This window comes from Cellulomonas sp. PhB150 (assembly GCF_003755175.1).
GTDB lineage: Bacteria > Actinomycetota > Actinomycetes > Actinomycetales > Cellulomonadaceae > Cellulomonas.
In genome coordinates, this window is the sequence record NZ_RKHX01000004.1 from 87133 (window position 1) to 106413 (window position 19281).

Below are 19281 nucleotides of genomic sequence, written 5' to 3' on the forward strand. Positions count from 1 at the left end.
CTAACCGGCGCGCAGGGCCCCGCCGAGCGCCTCGACCTCGCCATCGGTGAGCCCCAAGCCGTCGCGCAGGTACGCGTCGAACGAGCCGTAGGACTCGTCGACCTGGTCGAACGCGGCCTGCAGGTACTCGGCCCGGACCTCGAGGAACGGGGCCAGCGCGTCGGGGTCTCCCCCGGACGCCGCGAACTGCTCGAGCAGCGGCGCGTAGGCGGCGCGTACGGCGGGGTTGACGGCGAGGTACTCCTCGTCCGCCTCCTCGCGCGTGACGCCTGCAGCGAGCAGCAGGATGGTCGCCGCCCAGCCGGTGCGGTCCTTGCCGGCCGTGCAGTGGAACAGCACCGGGAGCCGGTCGGGGTCGATCACGAGCCGCACGAGCTGGGCGTAGGCGGCGCGCGCCGCGGCGCTGGTGACGAAGCTCCGGTAGGTCGACTGCATCTGGCCCGCGACGTCGAGACCCTCGATCCGGCCCCCGTGCTCCTCGAACAGGGTGGCGACCTGCGCGGCCGCGCCCGTCGACAGGTCGGCGAGGACGTCGAGCTCGACCAGCTGGGCGCCGGCGGGAACGCGGTCCGGCCGCGCCGCGCGCTCGGCGCCGGTGCGCAGGTCGACGACCGTGCGGACCGCCAGTGCGGCGAGGTCGGGGTCGTCGACGACGGCCTCGTCGGCCAGCTCCGCCGAGCGGTACGCGACACCGGTGGCGACGAGCCCGCCGTCGCTCGTCGGGCGCCCCCCGATGTCGCGGAGGTTGCCGAGGTGGGCCGACTCGATGCGGTGCAGGTCCGTCATGACCGCAGCCTAGACAGGCGTCACGCGCTGACGGCGAGCGCCCCCCGGGCGGCGAGCCCCAGCGTGTCGCGCAGCGTCGTGCCCGGGTAGGCATCGCGGAACAGGCCCGCGGCACGCAGCGCCGGGACCGTGTGCTCGACGAGCTCGCTCAGATCCGTTCGCAGCGACGCGGGGCGCAGCGTGAAGCCGTCGCCAGCGCCCGTCCCGACCCACTCGCCGACGAGGTCCGCCAGGCCGGTCGCGGTGCCGGCGTAGACCAGCGATCCGGCGTCCCCCGCGACACCCTCGAGCTCGGCGAGCAGCTCGAGCCTCGCCTGGGCGCTCGCCTCGTTGGTCGCGAGCACGACGAACGCGTCGACGAGCACGCGCACGTCGCGAGGGTCGCGGCCGGCGCCGGCCACGGCGTCGAGCACCTGCGCGCTCAGGCGCTGCGCATCCTCCCGGGTCGTCGCGCGGATCCGCACGACGTCCGCGAACCGGGCCGCCACGTCGAGCGTCCCGGTGTCGCCGAGCCGCACGACCACCGGCGGCCGCCCCTGCGGAGGCGGCGGCGTGATCGTGCGGGCGCTCGCCGCGAAGTGGATGCCCTCGACGTCCACGTACCGTCCGCGGCCCGGGTCGACCGGTGTCGGCACCGCGCCCTCCCAGCGGTCCCAGGCGCGCTGCACCTGCTCCGCGGCGACGTCGATGCGGTGGCCGGGCGTCGCGCCGCCTCCGACCTGCCACGCCGCGCGCCCGCCGGACGCCCGGTCGATCGACGCGACGGCCTGGGCCACGTCACGCGGGTCGGTGTGCTGCGTGCCCACGCTCGCCACCAGCCCGACCCGTCGCGTGCGCGGCCCGAGCCGGGCGGCGATCAGGGCCGGGTCGAGCCGACCGCGCAGGGTCGTGTTGCGCGAGGCCTGCAGCGTGAAGTCGTCGTCGAACAGCACGAAGTCGAGCGTCCCGCGCTCGGCGAGCTCGACCAGCTCGATCAGGTGGGCGCCGTCGAACGGCCGGGCCGCCGTGGAGCCGACGTCCTTCCAGGAGGCGGCGCGGGCCCGGGTCTCCGTGAGGTCGAGGCCGAGGTGGGCGTGGGTGTGCGTCGGGAGAGTCATGGCCGATCCAGTTCGTCGCGAGGGGGCGCGCACGCGCTCGCTCAGCGGCGAGGGGCGCGGGTGGTCGTCGGTTCAGCGACAACAGCGACAACAGGCGAGAGGCATGGAGACGGCAACCAAGGCGCATCTCCCCTCTCGTTAATCCCGACTGGATCGGTACGAAATGTATCCGGGCCCCCGAGTGGCTGTCAACGCGTGTCCACGCCCCACGCCCAGCCCTGCCTCCCCGCCGAGAACGAGCGCCCGGAGCGAGAACGACCGCGCCGAACGGTCGTTCTCACCCCGGAGGGTCGGTCTCGAGGATCGACGCACCGCCGCGTGGCGACAGTCAGGTGGCGAGGCGGCGGGTGACCGGGAGGCGGGAACGCGTCAGGAGGTAGGCGCCGACGATCGTCACGAGCGGGACTCCGACGAGGATGGCGACGACCTGGGGCCACGGAACGGTCACGGGCAGACGGCTCGCGCCGTCGAATCCCTCGTAGGAGTGGACCAGCACCCACCCCAGCACCAGGCCGGTCATGGTGCCCAGACCCACACCGAGCAGGACGATGACCGCACTCTGCGCAGCCGAGACCCGACGGCGAGTACGCGGGCTCGCGCCGACCGCCGCGAGCGTCGCGAGGTCCGGCCGGAACTCCGCGGCGGCGAGTGCCATCGCGAGGCCCGTCGCGCCGAGGCCCACGACCAGCGCGGCGATCACCAGGATCCAGAGCATGAGCGGGGTCTGCCCCTCATACCCGCGCTCGACGTCGATGCGGGCGCCGTCGCCGGACACGGCCGCGCGCGCGGCCACCTCCGCGGCCTGCGTCGGCGACTCGGCCGACGTCAGCACGAACCCGCTCGGGAGCGCCTCGACCCCCATCCGGTGGGCCACCTCGGGCGTGAGGACGATGTCGAACTGGCCGAGTCGTTCGGTCGGCACGGCGGGGACGACGAGGAGCGCGGGCTCCGTCTCGGAGTCACCCCCCTCCTGCAGGATCGCCAGGTGCGCTGTGCCATCCGGCCACACGGCACGCCGGTTCACCAGGACCTTGCCGCTCCGGAGCGCGGTGCTTGCCGCCTCTGCGCCTGGCAGGTTCAGGGCATCGACCGTCGTGCCGTCGTCGACGAGAACGTTGTCCGAGGTCATCCCGCCGCCGCCGAAGGCGAGCGAGTACGAACCTTCGTCGACGCACGTCGGGTCGATGCTGCCGTCCGGGCGCTGGCACGCCTGCTCGGCCGGGACCTGGGCGATGACGCCCACTCCCGGCGCGACCGGCCGGCCGAGAACGACGTCCGCGCTCCCGGTCGCGCCGACCGCGAGCGCCGCGGACCGCTCGATCTCCTGGGCCGCCGCCGCATCGGGCGGGTCCAGCGGGTCGCCCCACTCGTCGGAGGCTGCGAACGAGACGAGCGTCGTGCCGACCGCTGCGAGCGGGTGGTAGTGGGCCTCTTCGTCTGCGGTCCGCGAGTCCATGTACACACCGGCCGCGACGACACCCGCCACGGCGGCGATCACCGCCGCGATCGCCGGGGCGGTCCGGCCGCGCTGGCGCGCCGCATCGCGCATCGCGAGGCGCCCAGCGACGCCGGCTCGCGGCGCGAGTCGGCCGACGAGGGTGAGGAGCCCACCTGAAGCTGCGACCACACCCACCTGGATGAGCACGACACCCACGACGACGAGCGTCTTCGTGCTCTCGGCGGCTCCCGCGACGGCGGCCGCGAGGCCGAGGACGAGGAACGCGAGCCCGACGAAGGGGACCCGCGGATGCGGATACGCCTCGGCCCGTCGGCCCGCGAGCGCCGCGACCACGTCGACCCGCGCAGCCTTCCGGGCGGGGAGCCACGCCGCGGCGACCGCGATGAGCACGCCCAGCACGACGAACCCACCGATCATCAGCCACGGCACACGCAGCTCGGGGAAGCCCGTAGAACCCCGCGCGACCGCGACCTGCCGGATGACCGCCCCACCGACCACGCCGATCACCGCACCCCCGGCGGCGGCGGCAAGCCCGATGACCACGCCGCCGAGCAGGACCACCTGCCGCAGCGTGCGGCGCTCACCGCCGGCGGCGGCGATCACCGCGAGCTGACGCTGGGCGCGGCGCGCGCCGACCGCGAAGGCCGGCCCCACGAGCAGCACGACCTCGAGCAGCCCCATCGCGATCGCCGCGGCGACGACCGCGAGAGTCCCGTTCGCGACCGGGTCGTTCACGTCGTCCACCTCGGCCACGGACTGAGGCGTCGGCGGCGGGTCGAGGACGACAGCACGGCTGGTCACCACGATCCCGTCACGGTTGAGCTCGCCGACGGTCGCCCAGTCGACGGGCTCGTCGCCCAGCACGTACCAGCCATTGGGGAAGCCAGGCGCGTCGAACGATCCGTCGACCGTCAGCAGGTCGGACGTGGTCCCGTTCGAGTTCGTCGGACCGCTGGTGATGCCCGTGACGGTGAAAGGCCCCAGGTCACCCGACGCGATGCTGGCTCGTAGTTCATCGCCAACCCGGGCTCCGAGGTCCTCGGCGACGTGGTCCGGCAGCGAGACCTGCCCAGGCACGCGGGGCCATGCGCCCTCGACCAAGGTCGACGTGGCCAGGGCGGCGAGGTCGGCACCCGGGACGGTCTGCACCTCACCGTCGTACCTGCCCGCCGACCCAGCGAGGACGACGTGCGTCAGGTGGAAGGGCACGACTCGATCGCCCGCGGGCAGCGCCTGTGCCAAGCGCTTCGCCGCTGTGGGGGCATCGAGCGGCGCCTCGTGCACCGATCCTGTTGGGATCGTCTGCCAGCCCCACGGATCCTGCTCGATCGATGCTCCGTACACCGACACGCCCACCAGCGCCTGCGCCGTCGGCCCCAGGTTGTTCAGGGCCTCGCGCTGGTGGGTGAGCACCGTCGACTGCACCAGCACCGCCCCGCCCGACGCCACCAGCACCGGCAGCCCCACCATCGCCACCACCAACGCCGTCCGGCCCCTGCTCCGGACGGCATCACGGCGGGCGATGCGGGCGGTGGCCCGCATCGCGACGAACCAGCGGCGCATCAGTACGTACCCGCGGCCTGCAGCGACCAGGGCTCCAGGCGACGGCCGGTCCCGTCCACCACCACGCCGTCCCGCAGGAACACGGTCCGGTCGGCCCACGCGGCGAACCGCGGCTCGTGCGTGACCAGCAGGCCGGCCGCACCCGCGTCGATGCGGGCGCGGAGCACGCGCATGATGTCCTCGCCGGTGGTGGAGTCGAGTGCGCCGGTGGGCTCGTCGGCCAGGACCAGGCGACGGGGGCCGACGAGGGCGCGGGCGATCGCGACCCGCTGCTGCTGGCCGCCCGACATCTCGTCGGGGAACCGGTCCGCGAGGTGGTCGACGCCGACCTCGCGCAGCGCGGCGCGGGCCTCGGCGCGGGCGGTGCGGCCGCCGATGCCGTCGAGCTCGCGCGGCAGCGAGACGTTCTCGGCCGCGGTCAGCGCGGGGATGAGGTTGAAGTCCTGGAACACGTAGCCGACCGAGCGGCGGCGCAGCCGGGCGCGGGCGCGCGCGTCGAGCGCACTGAGCTCGTCGCCGGCCAGGGTGACCGAGCCGGTGGTCGGGGTGTCGAGGCCGCCGACGATGTTGAGGAGCGTGGACTTGCCCGAACCCGAGGCGCCCATCACCGCGACCAGCTCGCCGAGGCGGATGTCGAGGTCGACGCCGTCGAGGGCTCGCACCGCCGTGGAGCCCTCGCCGTGGACGCGGGTCACGCCGCGGGCCGTGAGCAGCACCGGGCCGAGCTGGCGGCCGGTCATCGGGTCACCCGCGTGGGCTCGTCGGCCGCGACGGCCGGACGGGTCGGCTGGGCCGCCGCACGGGCGACCCGGGCCTCGACGTGGTCGAGCCAGCGCACCTCGGCCTCCGCGGCGAACACCAGGTTGTCCAGCACGAGCGACCACGCGAGGTCGTCGGACGCCGGACCGGCCGCGGGCAGGTCGGCCTTGAGCCGGGTCAGGTCGGTCAGCGCGCGCATCGTCTCCGTGCGCTGCGCCTGGACGATCGCCGTGACGTCCACGTCGGGCGCCGTGACCGCGAGCGCGAGCTTGATGCTCAGCTCGTCGCGCTGCGGAGCGGTCCGGACGACGGGCGTCGACCACCACTCACCCAGCGCGACCCGGCCGGCCTCGGTGGGTGCGTAGGCCGGCGGCTCGGTGTCCGCGACGGGCTCGACGAGTCCGTCGCGGACCAGGCGGTCGAGCGTCGTCGAGACCTGACCCATGTTGAGCGGCCACGTGCCGCCGGTGCGCGCCTCGAACTGCTGGCGCAGCTGGTACGCGTGCATCGGCTCCTGCGCGAGCAGCGCGAGCATCCCCTGCCGGACGGACATCGTTCCCCCTGTGGTTACGCGGTAACTCGTGCGACGGAAGTTACGCAGTAACCCCTGTCGCGTCAAGCACCCCGCCCGCTACCGTGTCGCCACCGAGCCACAGGGGGCCGAGCCATGACCGTCGTCGACGCACCTACCGCAGCCGCACCGCCGCGCGTCCGCTCCCGCCGGGGCTGGATCGCCGCCGCCGCCGTCGGTGTCGCCGCAGTCGGCACCGGCCTGGTGCTCAACAGCCTCGTCACGCCGCACGTCGGGCCGGGGACGACGCTGCAGTACGAGGGCACTGCCGCCTCGATGGGCGACTCCCCGCGGCAGGTCACGGTGGACGCCCCGGCAGACGGCACCAGCGACGGGCAGTGGTCGTTCGTGAACGACGGCAGCCGCACCATCAGCGTCCGCGTCGCGGACGTCCAGCCGCAGACCGAGCCGGCGATCCATTTCGAGGCGCGGGTGGCGGCGCTGGGCACCGCGACGCGGATCTCCGGGGACCAGGTGACCGTTCCCCCCGGTGCGGAGTTCGGGGTCACGTACTCGTTCGGCCCCGGTTGCACGCCGATGGACGAGCACACGGTCGTGGGCGTGGACCGGGTCAGGCTCGAGGTGACGACGCTCGGCGTCATGCGCACGGTCGACGCGGTGAGCGACACGGTCGTCGCGTACCGGAACTCGGCGGGGTACGTCCCGCCGGCGAGCTGCACGAGCTGAAACCGCCCCGGGCGCGTCCGGGGGGCGCTACCGTGTCGCCAGGCACGGGAGCAGGGGGAAGAACGTGACCATGATCGATACCGCCGTCGCGCCCGTCGCGGCGCCACCGCGAGGCCGACACCGTCGCCGCTGGATCGCCGTTGCCGTCGCCGCGGGGCTGACCGTCGCCGCGGTCTCGGCATGGCTGGTCGTCGGGCTCACGCCGCACCTGGTCAACGGCTCGGTCTCGGCACCCGATCCCGAGGCCGTGGCCGAGCCACCCGGCTTCATGTTCGGGCCCGACGAGCAGGTGGTCACGGACCCCTCGGACGGCAGCCTCGACGGCGAGTGGTCGTTCCGGAACACCGGGTCGGTCACGATCGTCGTGAGCGCGGCGGACCAGGACGCCGGGACAGCCACGTACGACATCCACCTCAGGCTGGTCCCACCCCACGGCGGCTCGTCGATCGCCGACGCGGACGTCGTGACGGTCGGACCCGGCGAGGAGTTCGCCGTCGCGTACTCCTGGGCCCCGGGATGCACGCGGATGAGTGCGGGGAGGTCGTTGGGGACCGACGTCGTCCGCCTGCACGTCAGCGCGCTCGGGCTGAGCCGGACGGTCGAGGTCCACACCGACCAGCCCCTCGTCTACAGCACCGAGATCGGCCACGTGCCGCCGACCACCTGCCCGTCCTGACCGTTCGCCGCGCGCACCGACCCGCGCGCACATAACCTCCGGGGATGCGACCGGCCCTGATCCCCTGGCGCGCCCTGCTGCGCGCGGGTGGCCTGGCCCTCGGCGTCGGGCTCCCGGTCGCCGCACTCGCCTACGTGGTCCGGTCCGACGTGAGCCCGATCGTCCGCTGGGACCAGCACGCGATCGTCGAGACGACCGACTTCACGCGCTCCCACCCGGCCTTCCACGACGCGCTGATCGTCTGGCAGGAGATCTCCCAGCCGCGCTGGGTGTACCTCGCCGGGTCGCTGGTGTGCGTGTGGGTGTGGCGGCGGCACCACCAACCAGGCCGGGCCCTGTGGGGCTTCGGGACGATGGTGGCCGCGTGGCTGATCGCCAACTTCTCCAAGGAGATCGTGCGGCGCGCGCGGCCGGTCGTCGAGGACGCCCTGGTCCACGCGGGCGGCACGAGCTTCCCTTCGGGCCACGCGTTCGCCAGCGCGGCGGCGGGCACCACGATCACCCTGCTGCTCTGGCCGATGCTCGGCCCCCGCGGCCGCGTCGCGGTGCCGACCGTCGCCGCGCTCTTCACGCTCGCTACCGGCGCAGACCGCATCCTGCTCGGCGCGCACTACCCGTCCGACGTCGTCGGCGGCATCCTGCTCGGCGCGACCGTCTCGGGCGCGTCCTACATCGGGTATCGCGGCTGGACCGCGCTGCACGACCACACACCTGACCCGGAGGTCTGAGTGAGCACGTTCGTCCACCGCTACGAGCTGGACTCCAGCCGGCCCGCCGCGCGCGAGTTCTGGCGCGACGTCGCACTGCGGGCCCTCGTGCCCGCGGCGGCCGTGTGGGTCGTCGTCGTCGGGCTGGGGTTCCTCATCACCGGGCCGCTGGACAACCTGCCCGGCGAGAAGGGCGTCAACGACTGGTTCGTCTCGATCCGGACGCCGACGATGAACGACGTGACCGCCGTGATCTGCCAGATCGGCAACACCCCGATCGTCGTGGCCATCGCCGTCGTCGTCATGCTCCTGCTGCTGTGGCGGACCAGGCAGTGGTGGTTCGCGCTGGTCCCCGGCCTGGCGATCGGGCTGCAGGCCGCGGTGTTCCTCACGTCCTCGCTCGTCGTCGGCCGCGAGCGTCCGGACGTCGACCACCTCGACGACGCGCCGCCCACCTCCAGCTACCCGAGCGGGCACACGGGTGCCTCGACCGCGCTGTACGTGACGCTCGCGCTGGTCGCGCAGCGGATCGAGAACCGGGCATTGCGGGTCGTCGTGACGGTCCTGCTGCTGCTCTGCCCGATCGCCATGGGGTCCGCTCGGCTCTACCGCGGCATGCACTCGCTGAGCGACGTGCTCGTCGGGCTGGCCAACGGCATCGTGTGCGCGTTCATCGCGTGGAACTACCTCCGCCGGGACACCTCGGGGGCGACCCGACGGTCCTGACTCCACGACCCCGCCGAGACCGTCACTCCGAAGTGAGACCGACACGTACGGGTGACGGTCTCGCCTCGGGGTAACGGTCTCGGCGGCTGGACGCGAAGGGTCAGCTCACCGCGGCGGAGGCCACGTCCGGGTTGTCGCTGAACACGCCGTCGAGCCCGATGGCCACGAACGCCCGGATCTCGCCGGCCAGGTCACCGATCCCGTTCGGGTCCGTGCCGATGCGGTACTCCGCGGGCAGGAACTGGTTCTCCCGGCGGAACGTCCACCCGTGCACCTCGAGCCCCACGCGGTGCGCGTCACGCACCACCGTCGTCGGGGTGCCCAGGTTGCCCGACGAGGTCCGCGGGATCATCACGTCCTTGCACAGGCCCACGCCGTCCGCGTACCGGGCGATCTGCGCCAGCCCGGAGTCGGTCACCAGGTCCTTGTAGGTGCGGGTGTCGCCGGCGGCGACCAGGTCGTAGGGCGCCCCGGAGCAGTCGACGAGCTGGGCGAGCGGCGCCTTGGTCAGGCGGGACAGCTCGCGCAGGTTGCCGGTCTCGAAGCTCTGCACGAAGACGGGCGCGTTGCGCTTGTCCAGGCCGTTCGCCTTGAGCTGCGCGACGAGCGGCTCCTCGAGCGAGAGGCCCACCGAGTCGAAGTACGTCGGGTGCTTCGTCTCGGGGTAGACCCCGACCTGCTTGCCGTCGCAGGAGACGGAGTGCCGGGCCAGGTCGATGACCTCGTCGAGCGTGGGGATCTCGTAGAGCCCGTCGAACGCGGTGTTGGCCGGGCGGACCTGCGGCAGCCGCTCCTTGGCACGCAGCGTCTTGAGCTGCGCGAACGTGAAGTCCTCCGTGAACCAGCCCGTGACGCTGCGGCCGTCGATCACCTTGGTCGCCTTCAGGGCAGCGAACTCCGGGTGGTCGGCGACGTTCGTCGTGCCGCCGATCTCGTTCTCGTGCCGGGCGACGAGCACGCCGTCCTTCGTCGAGACCACGTCCGGCTCGATGAAGTCCGCGCACTGCCGGATCGCGGTCTCGTACGAGGCCAGGGTGTGCTCGGGGCGGTAGCCGCTCGCGCCGCGGTGACCGATGACCGTCGTCGCGCTGGCCTTCGGTGCGCGCACCTTGCGCAGGTCGATGATGTCGATCTCGGTGTCGTCGGGCTTGCCCGCGATGCGCGCGGCGTTGCCCGGGTAGTTGTTGTCGTTGGCGATCAGCAGGCGGCCGTCGGCCAGCTGCACCACGGTCTCGAACGACTGCACCGGCAGCGAGAACGGGTCGCCGGTGCCGTACCCGTCACCCGCACCGAGGTGGGCGGGGTTGGCGATCTTGAGCGCGTCGAGCACCAGCGTCTTCCGCACGAAGCCGTCGACGTCCCGCTTGTCGAGGTCGAGCGCGTAGACCCGCTTGATCACGGACGCCTCGCCCTGGAAGTCGTCGCGCTCGATGACGAGCAGCTGGTGGCGGCCCGTGGTGAAGGCGTCGCCGACGACGTTGGCGTCCTGGTCGGTCTGGTACGCCCAGGTGACGCCCGTGTAGCGGTGGGTGCGGGTGTCGAACTCGGAGATCGTCCGGCGCCGCTGCAGGGCGTCGTCGACGAAGGCGCCCTCCGTGATCGGGTAGAGGTAACGGCCGTCCTTGGACGCGGCCATCGCCTCGAAGCCGCGGCTCGCCTTGATGCGCGGGGTCTCCCCGGCGCCGAGGTACGGGTTCTGCGGCGACTTGCCCAGCGGGAACGGCACCGGTGCAGCGAGCAGCTTGCCGGTGCTGTCGACGTGCAGCAGGAACGGGCCGAACTCCTCGCCGATCCAGAAGCTGCCGTCCTTCTGGCGCACGATCGACTCGATGTCGAAGTCCGCGCCGGTCAGGAGCCGCTGCTTGGTGTCGTCGTGCACGATCGGGAAGTCGATGCGGTGGTCCGGGTCGCGCAGCGAGACGAAGCCCTTGACCTTGATCTCACCCGCACCGCCCTTCGCCGTCTCCCACCGCGGCTTCACGTGGTAGATCCGCAGCAGGAAGTCGGCCGAGTTCGCCTTGCTGCCGAACCCGTTGTCGGGCATCGCCCACAGCGTGCCGTCCCCGGCGTCGACGATGCCGCTGAAGCCGGGGACCACCTGCCCGGGGAACGGGCCGCTGCGCCCGTTCGCGGGCGTGACCAGCGCACCCGACTGCGGGCCGGCGGCGAGGTAGTCGGCGGACAGGGTCGCGCGGGCTTCGAGGGTGGGGACCGTGATCGTCGGTCCCGGCTTGTCCGCGGCCACGGCAGCGGACGGCAGGAGGCTGGCGGCCACGGCGGCGGCCAGGATGGAGAGAGTCGCTCGTCTTCTCATGCCTCGACCGAACTCTGGCTACGCGACGGCCGGAGGTCGGGGCGTCGACATCGGGATGAAAGCGGCGAATCCGTCACCCGTCCGGGGGATGTCCGGGACGCGACGAGGCCCACAACCGGCTCCCCGCGCAACCACAGCCCGCCCACAGTCCGACTCGTCCCGTTTCCTCCCTGATCATCGGGGCGTCACCTTCACCCGGTCGACTGCACGAGGCGGCGGACGTCGCCTGCAGACCCCCGGAAGGATCACGATGAAGACACGTGCATTCCGCCCGTTCGCCGCGGCAGTCGTCGCCGGCGGGCTCGTCATGGGCGCGGCCACGAGCTGGGCCGTCACCACTGACCTGTCGGGCCACGGCGACGCGCGCCGGCTCGACGGAGACCAGACCTCGAAGGTCCGCGCCCAGATCAAGGGCGGCGCCGCGAAGAACGTCATCCTGCTCATCGGCGACGGCATGGGCGACTCCGAGATCACCGTCGCCCGCAACTACGCCAAGGGCGCGGCGGGCCACTTCGCGGGCATCGACGCCCTGCCGCTGACGGGCCAGTACACGACCTACGCGCTCGACAAGAAGGACGGCCTGCCGGACTACGTGACCGACTCGGCCGCGTCCGGCTCCGGCTGGGCGACGGGCACCAAGACCTACAACGGCGCGATCTCGGTCGACGTCAACGGTGCTCCGCAGCGCTCGCTGCTCGAGATCGCGCGCGCCAACGGACTGCGCACCGGCGACGTGAGCACCGCCGAGCTGCAGGACGCGACGCCGGCCGTCCAGGTCTCCCACGTGACCGACCGCGGCTGCTACGCCCCCTCGTCCACCCTGGCCAAGTGCCCGGCGAACGCCCTGCAGAACGGCGGCCTCGGCTCGATCACCGAGCAGCTGATCGACGCCCGCGCGGACGTCACCCTCGGCGGCGGCGGGACCTCGTTCAACGAGTCCGCAGCAGCGGGCCAGTGGTCCGGCAAGACGCTCCTGCAGCAGGCGACCGCGCGCGGCTACCAGGTCGTGACGGACGCCGCAGGCCTCTCCGCCGTGCAGAAGGCGGACCAGAAGACGCCCGTCCTGGGACTGTTCGCACCCGGCAACATGCCCGTGCGCTGGGTCGGCCCGGCCGCCACGCACACCGGCGGCACCGAGCCCGCCGCGACGTGCACGGCCAACCCGAAGTACCTCGCCACGACGCCGACGCTCAAGGCGATGACGACCAAGGCGATCGACCTGCTCGACCGGAAGTCCGGCAAGGGCTTCTTCCTGCAGGTCGAGGGCGCCAGCATCGACAAGCAGGACCACGCGGCCGACCCGTGCGGGCAGATCGGTGAGACCGTCGACCTCGACGAGGCCGTGCAGGTCGCGCTCGACTTCGCCAAGAAGGACGGCAACACGCTCGTCGTGCTGACGGCCGACCACGGCCACTCGAGCCAGATCGTCTACCCGAACACCCTGACGCCCGGCCTGACGCGCACGCTGCTGACGGCGGACAACAAGCCGATGACCGTCGCCTACGGCACCGCCGACACCGGCGGCTCGCAGGACCACACGGGCACGCAGGTCCGGATCGCCGCCTACGGGCCGCGCGCCGCGAACGTCGTCGGGCTCACCGACCAGACGGACCTGTTCTTCACCATCCGTGACGCGCTCCGCCTCGACGCCGACAAGCCGTCCCCCGCGGCCCCGGTGGTCGAGAACGTCAACGTGATGGAGGGCGCGACCCTCAAGGGCAAGCAGACCGTGCGGGTCACGCTCGACACCGAGCCGGCGTACACCTACATCGAGCTCAACCGCGGCGGCACCTGGCTGACCGACAACACCAAGGCGCCCGGCAGCAGCAACGCCGGCAAGAAGCCGACGCTGGTGCTCGACACCCGCGACTACCCGAACGGGAAGTACCAGCTGAAGATCGACGCGGTCGGGATCGACGGCCGCACCACGGAGAAGCTGATCGGGTTCACGATCACCAACCGTTGATCCACCACGAAGGGGCGGTCGCTGCGGCGACCGCCCCTTCGTGCGTCCGCTCGGTCAGAGCGGCAGCCAGAGCGCCAGCACGTTCGGCGGCTCCCAGCCGGTCAGCGAGGTGTGGGCCTGGCGGCAGCGGTACTGCTTGCCGGCATAGGTCACGACGTCACCGACCCCGTACGCGCGGTTGGCCACCCACGTTCCCGTGGCGGGCGTGGTGGCGGTCGGGGTGGGCGTGGGGGTCGGGGTCGGGGTGGTCGTCGGCTTCGGGGTCGTCGTCGGGGTGGGCGTCGGGGTCGTCGTCGGAGTAGGCGTGGGTGTGGACGTCGGCGTCGGCGTCGTGCCGCCGAAGAGCGCCTTCACGTTGTCCCCGAACGTCCAGCCCTTCGAGCCGTCCCAGTTGATCGACCACGTCATCAGACCCTTGGGCGCGCCGCCGAGCTGCGACCACGCCTGCGCGACGAGCGCGGGCGTCATGTACCCGCCGCCGGCACCGGGCTGCGCGGGAAGGCCGGGGACCTGCTTGTCGAACGGCACCCGGATCGTCGTCCCCTGGACCGTCAGCCCGGCGTCGAGGCACCGGGTCTGGGCGACGAAGCCCGCCACCGTGCCCGCCGCGTACGAGCCGCCGGCGCAGTCGTACATCGACCCGTTGTAGTACTGCATGTTGAGCCACCACAGGCGGCCGTTGTCGACGTACTTCTTGATGATCGGCAGGTACGAGCCCCAGATCGAGCCGTAGACCACGGAGCCGCCGGTGACGTAGGCGGTCTCCGGGGCCATCGTCAGGCCGAAGCCGGCGGGCATCTGGGCGAGGATCCCGTCGATGATCCGGATGAGGTTCGACTGCGACGTCGACAGGGTGCCGATGCTGCCGGAGCCGGTCAGGCCCGCCTCGATGTCGATGTCGATGCCGTCGAAGTTGTTGGCCTTGAGGATCGGGACGATGGTCGCGACGAACCGGTCCGCCACCGCCGTCGATGACAGGTCGATGCTCGCGTTCGCCCCACCGATCGACATGAGCACGGTGTGCCCCTGCGCCTTGGCGGCGCAGACCTGGGCGGGCGTCGGGACGTCGACGCCGGTGTCCATGCCGTCCTGCCACTTCACGGTGCCGTCCGGCGCGATCACGGGGAACGCCGCCATCAGCACGTTGTAGCCGTGCTGCGCCTGGCGGGTGTCGTCGATCGGGATGTAGCCGAGCCCGGGGTGGACCGAGGAGTTGTCCCAGCTCTCCCAGTAGCCCTGCAGGACCTTGCCGGTGGGTCGCGACTTCTGGCCGCACGTGTCGGCGGCGCCGGCGGAAGACAAGCCGATCGTGAGGCCGAGACTGGCGACCATGGCGGTGGCGGCCAGGGCCGCGATGGCTCGGGCGGCCGAGCGGCCGGGGCGGACGGTGCGACGCATTCGGGACCTCCGGTGGAAGGACGGGCTGGTGGCAGGTCGAACAGGTCATGACCGCCACGACGTCGGGGCGGTCCCCCTCCCACGGGAGGGCGATTTGACCGTAGTGCCCGATCCGGGCTGGATGGAAGAGGTCCTTACAAAAAAGTCCTAACAAATCTGGCGCCCCTTCGGAGCGGGTGAAATCGCTGCCCGGTTTGGGCGACTCCCCGGGGCGTTCCGCACCGAATTGCGCCCGTGTGGCACGAGATGCCGGTTTCGGAGGTGGTCGGAGGTGTCGGCGGCGGGCCTTTCACTGGCTCCCATGCACTGGAAGATCCCCGCGGCCGCGGCCGTCGCAGCGGCCTCGCTCGTCGTCTCCGCCCTGCCCGCGCTCGCTGCCGACGACGCACCCGCGGGCACCGTCGCCACGGTCAGCATCGACAGCTTCGGCGGCACGTCGCCGCGCAGCCGCGAGGACCGCGCGCTCCTGACCGACGACGGCCGCGTGGTGCCGCTGGCGTCGGACGTGCGCGCTCCCGCGGGCGAGGCCGCCGACGTGCGCGCCCTGGTCGGTGCGGGTCCTGCATCCGGCACGTCCGGCGCAGCCGCCGCAGGCCGCACGACGACGGTCGCGCGCTCGGCAGCCCCGGTCGCCGAGCAGCTCTACGTCGTGACGATCCAGGACTCGACCACCACCGGCTCGTTCAGCACGAGCCGAGCCGCCGCGGTCGCCTCGTCGGCCGCCGCGTACTGGAAGCGCGAGGCGCGCGGCGCCATCTCGTCGTTCACGGTCGCGTCCACCGTCCCGCTCGCCCTCGACGGCAGCTGCGCCCTGGACTACGAGGAGGTCTTCCAGGCCGCGGCCGACGCCTACCCGAAGGTCGACTTCCTGGCGCCGGGCAAGCATGTCGTCGCGTTCAGCCCGCTCGGCTGCGCCGACGACTACGGCTACGCCGGCGTCGCGAACGTCGGCGAGGACTTCACCACCGGCGGCTACGTCCAGGTGATCGCCGACGAGTGGGGCGTCCTCGCGCACGAGCTCGGGCACCACTTCGGCCTCGGTCACGCCGACCTCGCGCTGCAGACCCCCACCGGCGTTGCCGGCTACGAGTACTTCGGCCTCTTCGGCCCCCAGGCGCTCCAGCTCGACAGCTACGCGCCCGGCGCGCTCGACGGCGCCTGGCGCGCGCAGCTCGGCCTGCCCGGCGAGGCCGCGCGGGAGCAGGTCGTGCGGTGGAACGCGGCCCCCGCCGTCTACACGCTCGCCCCGCTGACCTCGTCGGGCGGCCGGACCACCCTCGTCGTGAACGACGACACCAACACCCCGACGTTCTTCCTCGACTACCGCTCGGGCGCCGCAGGCGACGCGTCGACGTTCTACGCCTCCGACCGCACGGGCCTGCTCGCGGGCTGGTTCGACGAGGGCTCGGTCTCCTTCCGCCGCGGCGTGACCGTCTCGCTCCCGATCGACGGCGACGTCTACACGGTCGCGTTCCCCGCGACGAGCACGTCGTACCGGGCCGCGGGCCGCACGGGCGACGAGCTCACGCTCCTGGGCGGCGACGTGACCCTGAAGCTGATCAGCCAGACCGCTGCCGGTGCGCAGGTCCAGGTCTCGTACGCCGACAACCCGCGCGTCTCGACCACCGCGAAGATCGCCGTCTCCACCGTGACCGAGCGCTCCCGCGCGAAGGTCACCGTCACGGTCGGATCCGCGCGCAAGAAGGCGTCCGGCACGGTCGTCGTCTACCAGGACGGCACGAAGATCGCGACGCGCACCCTGTCGGGCGGGAAGGTCACCTTCTCGACCCCGAAGGCTCTCATGCGGGGCAGGCACACCTTCTCCGTGCACTACGCGGGGACCCCGGCCTTCGGCGCCTCGAAGGCCTCGGTGCGGACGACCGTCAAGGACGCCTCGAAGCTGCGCGTCACGACGACCAAGGTCCGGACCGGCACGAGCGCCACCGTGACCGCACGGGTGACCTCGGACCTCAAGGCGACCGGAACGGTGCGCGTCTACCGGGGCTCGACCTACGTCGGCAAGGCGACCGTGAAGAGCGGGCGCGCGACGATCCACCTGCCGAGGTCCTGGAAGGCGAAGAGCTACGCGCTGACGGTGAAGTACTCCGGGAGCACCACGGTCGCGGCGGCGTCCGCGAAGGCCACGCTGGTCGTGCTGCCGAAGAAGTAGCCGGGATGCACGAAGCGGCCCTGACCTGCTGGTCAGGGCCGCTTCGGTCGGCGGTAGCGGTGGGATTTGAACCCACGGTGGACTTTCACCCACACACGCTTTCGAGGCGTGCTCCTTAGGCCGCTCGGACACGCTACCTCGCCGAGAAGGGTACCCGGTCGGGGGCCGTGCTCCGAATCCGGCCCCGACGTACGGTGGACCGGTGAGCGCAGAGGGCACCTTCGACGACGTCCTGGCCCAGCTGTCGGGCCGCCGGCTGACGGTCCTCACCGGCGCCGGGCTGTCCACGGACTCGGGGATCCCCGACTACCGCGGGCCCGACTCGCCGCCCCGCACGCCCATGACGTTCCAGCAGTTCACCAGCGACGAGGCGTTCCGCCGACACTACTGGGCACGCAACCACGTGGGCTGGCGGCACGTGCGCCGGACCCAGCCGAACGAGGGGCACCGCGCGCTCGCACGGCTGGAGGAGGAGGGCGTCGTGGTGGGGATCATCACGCAGAACGTCGACCTGCTGCACGAGGCCGCGGACTCCCGCAACGTCATCGACCTGCACGGCCGCTACGACCGGGTGGTGTGCCTGAGCTGCGGCACGGTGATGAGCCGGCGCGAGCTGGCCGACCTGCTCGACGCGCTCAACCCCGACTTCGCGCCCGAGGCCGTCGCCGACATCGAGATCGCGCCCGACGCGGACGCGGTGATCGAGCAGACCGCCGACTTCGTCGTCGCGGACTGCCCGGTGTGCGGCGGGATGCTCAAGCCGGACATCGTCTACTTCGGCGAGAACGTGCCACGCCCGCGGGTGGACGCGGCGTACGCGATGGTCGACGAGGGCGACGCGCTGCTCGTCGCCGGGTCGTCGCTGACGGTGCAGTCGGGGCTGCGCTTCGTGCGGCACGCCGCGGCCGCCGAGAAGCCGATCGTCATCGTGAACCGGGGCGTCACGCGCGGCGACCGGCACGCCACGCTGACCTACCACGCGGGGACGTCAGAGACCCTGAGCGCCCTCGCCCGGCTCCTGCCGGCGCGTCTCGAAGAAGCGCAGGAGCAGCTCTGAGGACTCGGCTGCCCGGACCCCGCCGACGACCTCGACGCGGTGGTTGAGCCGCCGGTCGCGCACCACGTCCCACTGCGAGCCGCACGCGCCCGCCTTGGGGTCCCACGCGCCGAGCACCAGCCGCGGGACGCGGGCCAGGACGGTCGCGCCCGCGCACATGAGGCACGGCTCCAGGGTCACCACCAGGGTGCAGTCGTCGAGCCGCCACCGGCCCAGCGCCGCGGCGGCGGCCCGCAGCGCGACGACCTCCGCGTGCCCCGCGGGGTCGGCGGCCGCCTCGCGGACGTTGTGCCCGCGCCCGACCACCGTCCCGTCGGGCCCCAGCACCACCGCGCCGACCGGCACGTCGCCCGTGGCCAGCGCCAGCGCGGCCTCGTCGAGCGCCTCACCCATCGCCCACGCGTCGGCGGCCGCCTCGGGTCGGGTGCTCATGCCGCCATGATCCCCCAGCGCCGGCCCGAGATAGCCGCACTTGTGACGAGAGTCGTCTCGTGGGGCTGCGCGAAGCCTCAGGAGGTCTCACCAGCCACAAGTGCGGCTAGGTCGGGCTAGGTGGGGGCAGGTCGGACGTCACAGCACGGGCCGCGCCGGTCGGCATCCCAGCCCGTGGGACACCCGGTAGGTTGCTCCCATGCGCCTGCACGTCGCGAACCACCCGCTGGTCGACCACAAGCTCGCCGTCCTGCGTGACGTCGAGACCCACTCGGCGACCTTCCGCCTCCTCGTCGACGAGCTGGTCACCCTGCTCGCGTACGAGGCGACCCGGGACGTGCACACCCGCGAGGTCGAGATCACCACGCCGGTGACCACGACGACCGCGCGCAAGCTGGCCACGCCCCGTCCGATCGTCGTCCCGATCCTGCGCGCCGGCCTCGGCATGCTCGACGGCATGACGCGCCTGCTGCCCACCGCCGAGGTCGGCTTCCTGGGCATGCAGCGCGACGAGGAGACGCTCGAGGCGATCACCTACGCGAACCGCCTGCCCGACGACCTGTCCGGCCGGCAGTGCTTCCTGCTCGACCCGATGCTCGCCACTGGCGGGACGCTGGTCGCGGCCATCGACTACCTGCTGCAGCGCGGCGCGCGCGACGTCACCGCGGTCTGCCTGCTGGCCGCCCCCGAGGGCCTCAAGGTCGTCGAGGACTTCGTCGGGGACCGGGCCGACGTGTCGATCGTCGTCGCCGCGGTCGACGAGCGCCTCAACGAGAAGGCGTACATCGTGCCGGGCCTCGGGGACGCGGGAGACCGCCTCTACGGCGTCGTCTGAGCATCCACCGGGTGAGACCGCCCGGCTAACACCTTGGGCACGGCCGACGAGCCGTGCGATGCTCGGCTCGTGATCCGA

Annotated in this window: 16 protein-coding genes and 1 tRNA gene; 8 read left to right on the top strand and 9 right to left on the bottom strand. The window is 72.6% G+C overall.

What is annotated here, in order from left to right; genetic code table 11:
* From EDF34_RS13480 to EDF34_RS13500, 5 genes are all read right to left on the bottom strand, one after another.
* On the bottom strand, positions 1–786 hold the full coding sequence (locus EDF34_RS13480) for a tyrosine-protein phosphatase (protein ID WP_123372024.1): 786 nt from the start codon (positions 784–786) through the stop codon (positions 1–3).
* Positions 787–806: 20 nt separating this feature from the next.
* Entirely contained in the window at positions 807–1883 is a 1077-nt protein-coding gene (locus EDF34_RS13485; RefSeq protein ID WP_123372025.1) for an LLM class flavin-dependent oxidoreductase, read from the bottom strand.
* Positions 1884–2211: 328 nt separating this feature from the next.
* On the bottom strand, positions 2212–4905 hold the full coding sequence (locus EDF34_RS13490) for an ABC transporter permease (RefSeq protein WP_123372026.1): 2694 nt from the start codon (positions 4903–4905) through the stop codon (positions 2212–2214).
* Positions 4905–5645 carry an ABC transporter ATP-binding protein gene (locus tag EDF34_RS13495; RefSeq protein ID WP_123372027.1) on the bottom strand — a complete coding sequence of 247 codons (741 nt, stop codon included), beginning with the start codon at positions 5643–5645 and terminating at the stop codon, positions 4905–4907. Before EDF34_RS13495 ends, EDF34_RS13490 begins: the two co-directional genes overlap by 1 nt.
* The gene (locus EDF34_RS13500) at positions 5642–6217 is read right to left on the bottom strand and encodes a PadR family transcriptional regulator (RefSeq protein WP_123372028.1); all 576 of its coding nucleotides are present in this window, start codon (positions 6215–6217) and stop codon (positions 5642–5644) included. Before EDF34_RS13500 ends, EDF34_RS13495 begins: the two co-directional genes overlap by 4 nt.
* Positions 6218–6331: 114 nt before the next feature.
* On the opposite strand from EDF34_RS13500, the gene EDF34_RS13505 reads away from it, so the two are divergent.
* From EDF34_RS13505 to EDF34_RS13520, 4 genes are all read left to right on the top strand, one after another.
* Positions 6332–6922, top strand: coding sequence for a hypothetical protein (locus EDF34_RS13505; RefSeq protein WP_123372029.1), 591 nt, complete (start codon positions 6332–6334; stop codon positions 6920–6922).
* A gap of 70 nt (positions 6923–6992) precedes the next feature.
* A complete protein-coding gene (locus EDF34_RS13510; RefSeq protein WP_123372030.1) occupies positions 6993–7598 on the top strand; it encodes a hypothetical protein in 606 nt (201 codons plus the stop codon).
* A gap of 44 nt (positions 7599–7642) precedes the next feature.
* Positions 7643–8326, top strand: a complete 684-nt coding sequence (locus EDF34_RS13515) for a phosphatase PAP2 family protein (RefSeq protein ID WP_123372031.1) — start codon at positions 7643–7645, stop codon at positions 8324–8326.
* Positions 8327–9031, top strand: a complete 705-nt coding sequence (locus EDF34_RS13520; protein WP_123372032.1) for a phosphatase PAP2 family protein — start codon at positions 8327–8329, stop codon at positions 9029–9031.
* A gap of 100 nt (positions 9032–9131) precedes the next feature.
* Here EDF34_RS13520 and EDF34_RS13525 read toward each other — a convergent pair whose 3' ends face one another.
* Positions 9132–11345 carry an esterase-like activity of phytase family protein gene (locus tag EDF34_RS13525; protein ID WP_123372033.1) on the bottom strand — a complete coding sequence of 738 codons (2214 nt, stop codon included), beginning with the start codon at positions 11343–11345 and terminating at the stop codon, positions 9132–9134.
* A gap of 250 nt (positions 11346–11595) precedes the next feature.
* Here EDF34_RS13525 and phoA point away from each other — a divergent pair, with 250 nt between their 5' ends.
* The gene (gene phoA / locus EDF34_RS13530) at positions 11596–13311 is read left to right on the top strand and encodes an alkaline phosphatase (RefSeq protein WP_199737897.1); all 1716 of its coding nucleotides are present in this window, start codon (positions 11596–11598) and stop codon (positions 13309–13311) included.
* 54 nt (positions 13312–13365) lie between these two features.
* Here the strand turns inward: phoA and EDF34_RS13535 are convergent, their stop codons facing one another.
* Entirely contained in the window at positions 13366–14709 is a 1344-nt protein-coding gene (locus EDF34_RS13535; protein WP_123372034.1) for a glycosyl hydrolase family 18 protein, read from the bottom strand.
* Positions 14710–15010: 301 nt separating this feature from the next.
* Here EDF34_RS13535 and EDF34_RS13540 point away from each other — a divergent pair, with 301 nt between their 5' ends.
* A complete protein-coding gene (locus tag EDF34_RS13540) occupies positions 15011–16879 on the top strand; it encodes an Ig-like domain repeat protein (protein WP_158615090.1) in 1869 nt (622 codons plus the stop codon).
* Positions 16880–16930: 51 nt separating this feature from the next.
* Here EDF34_RS13540 and EDF34_RS13545 read toward each other — a convergent pair.
* Positions 16931–17017, bottom strand: a tRNA-Ser gene (locus EDF34_RS13545).
* A 64-nt stretch (positions 17018–17081) separates the two neighbouring features.
* Between EDF34_RS13545 and EDF34_RS13550 the strand changes: the two genes are divergently transcribed.
* The gene (locus tag EDF34_RS13550) at positions 17082–17936 is read left to right on the top strand and encodes an NAD-dependent protein deacetylase (protein ID WP_123372036.1); all 855 of its coding nucleotides are present in this window, start codon (positions 17082–17084) and stop codon (positions 17934–17936) included.
* Here the strand turns inward: EDF34_RS13550 and EDF34_RS13555 are convergent.
* Complete coding sequence (locus EDF34_RS13555) at positions 17868–18368, bottom strand: nucleoside deaminase (RefSeq protein ID WP_233575389.1); 501 nt, start codon at positions 18366–18368, stop codon at positions 17868–17870. The genes EDF34_RS13550 and EDF34_RS13555 overlap by 69 nt on opposite strands.
* Positions 18369–18567: 199 nt before the next feature.
* On the opposite strand from EDF34_RS13555, the gene upp reads away from it, so the two are divergent.
* Positions 18568–19203 (top strand): uracil phosphoribosyltransferase, encoded by a 636-nt coding sequence (upp, locus tag EDF34_RS13560; RefSeq protein ID WP_118767941.1) that lies wholly within the window; start codon positions 18568–18570, stop codon positions 19201–19203.
* Positions 19204–19281 lie beyond the last annotated feature (78 nt).